The following is a 3900-nucleotide window of genomic DNA, read 5'->3' as shown; positions in this document are numbered from 1 at the left end:
AAGCCAGCTCCACACAAAGAGATGTAAAAATTCAAAAAATTATTATTACATATTCAAAAGCCTCGAATCCGGATACGCATTTAAAGCATAAGTGTTGATGAGGTAATTAGTAACGGCCTAAAACTAACTCAAAAATAAGTAACTCATGATAATGGCGTCTTCCTTACCATTTCCCGATTTAGCTGGGTAATAGTTGTAACGACGGTCCACTTCATTAAAACCTGCTTGCTCATAAATATGGATAGCTGGGTGATTACTTTCACGCACTTCTAACCAAGCACTCTCTGCTTTGGCTTGTTCACAGTATTCAATAAACGCGTCCAGCAATTTTTGCCCTAGCCCTCTGCCCTGTTGAGAAGGCGCTACTGCAATATTTAATAGTGTCACTTCTCCAACAATATTCTGTCCATAGAAGTAACCAACCACTTGAGAGCCTTCCAGCATCACATGATGGCAAGCACCGCGACTGGATAAGTCACGAACCAAAGATTCGGCCCAAGGGTGAGAATGTGCTTGCTGCTCGATTTGCCAAACTTGGTCGAGGTGCTCTGCACGCATCGGCGTAATTTCAATTGTCACGCATTAGCTCCGTTAAGAAGAGTACGAACAGATTTGTTGCCACAATGCGCGGCGCTGTTCGTTATTACCATCAATATCTTGTAATAGTGGTGAGGTCAGGTGCTTTGCCTTGATGCTTTGATCAGCCTCACAGCCTGCAAACCACACCCACTCTAGCTGATGTTCACCCAGCATGGATAAGCGCTCAGGCTCTAGGTGTAGCGCATCATCAAGCGTGAGCTTAATGCTTTTTAATACGCGCTCAAACATCAATGCCGTCTCGTTTTCTGGACATATTGGCGATACCAATAGGAGTTTACATGAACTTTGCAAATCCAATAATGGCGATTGATAGCCTTCCAGTCTTTCAGGGTGTACCAGCTCCCATGTGCTGATCCCCATTTCACGTAAATACTGTTTCTCGTTAATTGACATTTTCCGTCACCTATTTGAACGAGGGCAATCCTATCAAATTATCGCGATTATACCTAAAGGACTTCAAGGAACACCTGAACACAATGAGATGATTTGGATATTCCTGAACATAGCGTTTTGCCAACGGCCACACATTGGGTATGACATATGAGGTACATTATGAAATTCTTAAATACGCTACTACTTTGCACACTGGTAGCCGCCACCAGCGTGAGTGTTTTTGCTAATAACAGCGATGAGTGGGAGCTGATTGCAACGAAAACCGTTAACTTTCATACAGAAACAGATACCGTGACACCAAATAGCCTATTCCGAAACCGAAGCTTCAGTAAAATAAAACTAAAATGTGTGCAAGGAACGGTAGACATGAATGGTTTAAAAGTCGTCATGACAGATGGTAGTGAGAAAAAGCTTTCCTCTATGGGCGTACTAACAAGCGGATTGTCGACTCGTGCCTGGAGCCTTCCAGGTACAAAAGAAGCCAAGCTAAAACGGATTGAAATGACTTACAGTAGCTGGGGAAGCACAAAACTTAGCCTGCTAGGGGTAAGTAAAAAAGCGAAAATAGAGGTCTGGGGCAAAAAGAAAAGTAACCAGTCATCCTAACCTCCCTATCTCAGTTTTCAGTGAATAAGAAAGAAGCCCACTTAGTCGTGGGCTTCTTTCATTTACAGTTCAGAGAACTCTGGCGCATAGTCTATGCGTCCGGAGCGTCCAGCACATTGACCTTCGACCAACTCTGCGACTCGAAATGCACCTTTAGGGACATCCCAAGCACATTCAAAGCCCATCTCGTCGCATGATTGAAAACCCTGGCGCGCGTAATAATCAGGATCGCCCAACACCACACACACTGGGTAGCCAAAATCACGCAGTGAATCAAAACCTTCTTTGATCAACTCTGCAGCGATGCCTTGGCGACGGTAATCTTCATGAACAGCTAATGGCGCTAGCCCTTGCCATGACAAATCTTCACCATTTAAGGTCACAGGGCTAAATAAAGCATGGCCTATAACCTCTCCCTCATCTGTACACGCGACTAAGGAAAGCGTGAATTTGCTGTTTTCGCGCAAACGCATCACAAGCTCAGCTTCAGCTTCCGTCGGGAAGGCGTGTTTCAATAAGCGGTCAATGGTAAGAATGTCCGCTGGGGCTTCAGTTCGAATAAGCATTCGCTACTCCGGTTGGTTGTGCAGGCGCTTGAACTCCTTTCTGAACAAAATCAGCCAATTGATTCAAAGCGACTTGCATTGCTTTCGGTAACTGCTCTAAGTCGACACTGTCCATTAAGTTTTTCACTTCTAAGCCAAGCTCAGTATCACCTTCAATTGAAAGGCGACGTTGGAAGAACAGTGTGTCAGGGTCTTCTTTACGACCAGCAATCAGTACTAGGTCGTTTAGATTACCACTAAAACTCACATCTTCCTGAACTGGTTTTTCAGCTACCACCAATTTTTCGTCTTGATAGCTGATGTACCATGCTAAGTTCAAGTCTTTAATCGCAACTTTTAACCACTTGTCTTCAAGGAACTCAAAGTCACCATCTTCCAAGGCTTCTTTAAACACCATTTTTAGCCCTTCCAGCAACGCTTTTTGCTGAATTGGCTGTGGTAATAACTGGACTGGAGAACGCAAAATGTTAGCTGCGTTCTTTACTAGTTGACTGCGAATCTTGTTTAACACGTTCATTATCCGTTACTTTGTCATTAGGTTGCTTATATTAAGCAATCGTGGCGATGAGATTACTGTTATGTATCAATAAAGTGCTTATTTTAGATTGGTGGTTTATTGTTCACTAACGCTTCTTTTTTTGAACTTACGTGTATTATTGATGCGAACAGGTGGATAAACACTTTTACAACCGTATTTTCAAAGTTATAGTTATCTGAGCGTATCCATGTGATTGTCGACTGCACAGCTAAAACCGCGAGCCCTTTAATGGCAGGTAACACTTTAGCTTGGTGGTAGACCGCCGCAGGCTTATCAGGGTGTCGCTTTTTATACACGGACGAATAATCTGGCTCATTGGAGATCGGTAATACCCTAATGCCTTCCCAGCAATTAAAACATTGGTTTGCCACGCTAACCTCAAATAGCCCTTTCTTCTTTGCCATTCTTGATAAAAAACACAATTATCGAATGGTAAGTGACCGTTACTGCGATATCGCAGGTTTAAGTCATGAGGAAATCGTCGGCTTAAACGATTGCCAAGTGCTGGGTGAGCAGTTTTATAAGAAGCTTGCACCATACTATCAGCGCGCGTTCAAAGGGGCACATGTCGAAGCCGAAATCACGCTCGATGAAACCGACCTTGAAACCAGTCTTCACTTTAGTCTTTCGCCAGTTTTTGAAGGTAACGACATTCGCTTTGTTGTTTTTCACGCTGTCGATACTTCAGAAAAGCAGATACTCGTTCGCTCCTTAGAAGAGTCCGAAAGTAAGTTTGCGAAGTTAACACAACTGCTACCAGACGGCTTACTGCTTATCGAGGATGATATTGTCATCTCTGCGAACCCCGCATCAGCGCGCCTTCTCGGACTTAACTCTCCTCATGAATTGTTGGGCGAAGAGCTAAGTCGTTTATTCATCGATGAAAACAGTAAAAAGGTATTTAGTCATCGATTGAGTACATTAATTTCTGACAAACCTTTTGTCTGCTTAACCAGCGCAAGATGCGGCTTTGAACGGAAAGTTCAGCTACACGCGGATTCCACGGCGATATTAGGTAGCGAATCTCAAATTATCCTAATCCAAGATGCTGATGATGCGCCCAAAAACCTGTCTTCTGCATCGAATGAAGACATACACATTGACTCGCTCACCAAACTCTACAACCGCTTTGGCTTCACCAAACGTTTGGAACAGCTGATCAAAAAGCAAACACCGCTTCTGGTGTTCTATTTGGAT

6 protein-coding genes are annotated in these 3900 nt (G+C 43.6%); 2 read left to right on the top strand and 4 right to left on the bottom strand.

Annotation, left to right across the window (positions count from 1 at the left end; all coding sequences use genetic code 11):
- Positions 1–123: 123 nt before the first annotated feature.
- Positions 124–579, bottom strand: coding sequence for a ribosomal protein S18-alanine N-acetyltransferase (gene rimI, locus CAG68_RS17730; RefSeq protein WP_005380122.1), 456 nt, complete (start codon positions 577–579; stop codon positions 124–126).
- A 12-nt stretch (positions 580–591) separates the two neighbouring features.
- The gene (locus tag CAG68_RS17725) at positions 592–993 is read right to left on the bottom strand and encodes a DNA polymerase III subunit psi (RefSeq protein ID WP_005380121.1); all 402 of its coding nucleotides are present in this window, start codon (positions 991–993) and stop codon (positions 592–594) included.
- A 159-nt stretch (positions 994–1152) separates the two neighbouring features.
- Between CAG68_RS17725 and CAG68_RS17720 the strand changes: the two genes are divergently transcribed.
- Positions 1153–1599 carry a hypothetical protein gene (locus CAG68_RS17720; RefSeq protein WP_005380120.1) on the top strand — a complete coding sequence of 149 codons (447 nt, stop codon included), beginning with the start codon at positions 1153–1155 and terminating at the stop codon, positions 1597–1599.
- A gap of 62 nt (positions 1600–1661) precedes the next feature.
- Here CAG68_RS17720 and CAG68_RS17715 read toward each other — a convergent pair whose 3' ends face one another.
- Positions 1662–2165 carry a GNAT family N-acetyltransferase gene (locus tag CAG68_RS17715; protein WP_005380119.1) on the bottom strand — a complete coding sequence of 168 codons (504 nt, stop codon included), beginning with the start codon at positions 2163–2165 and terminating at the stop codon, positions 1662–1664.
- Positions 2149–2676, bottom strand: a complete 528-nt coding sequence (gene ubiT, locus CAG68_RS17710) for a ubiquinone anaerobic biosynthesis accessory factor UbiT (RefSeq protein WP_005394645.1) — start codon at positions 2674–2676, stop codon at positions 2149–2151. Before ubiT ends, CAG68_RS17715 begins: the two co-directional genes overlap by 17 nt.
- 363 nt (positions 2677–3039) lie before the next feature.
- On the opposite strand from ubiT, the gene CAG68_RS17705 reads away from it, so the two are divergent.
- The coding region (locus tag CAG68_RS17705) for a PAS domain S-box protein (protein ID WP_161441446.1) at positions 3040–3900 on the top strand (861 nt) is incomplete at its 3' end.

The sequence above is a fragment of the Vibrio sp. V42_P2S4T144 genome, from assembly GCF_009904715.1.
Classification (GTDB): domain Bacteria; phylum Pseudomonadota; class Gammaproteobacteria; order Enterobacterales; family Vibrionaceae; genus Vibrio; species Vibrio alginolyticus.
Note: the sequence above shows the minus strand (reverse complement) of the source record. Positions and strands in the feature narration are given on the sequence as shown.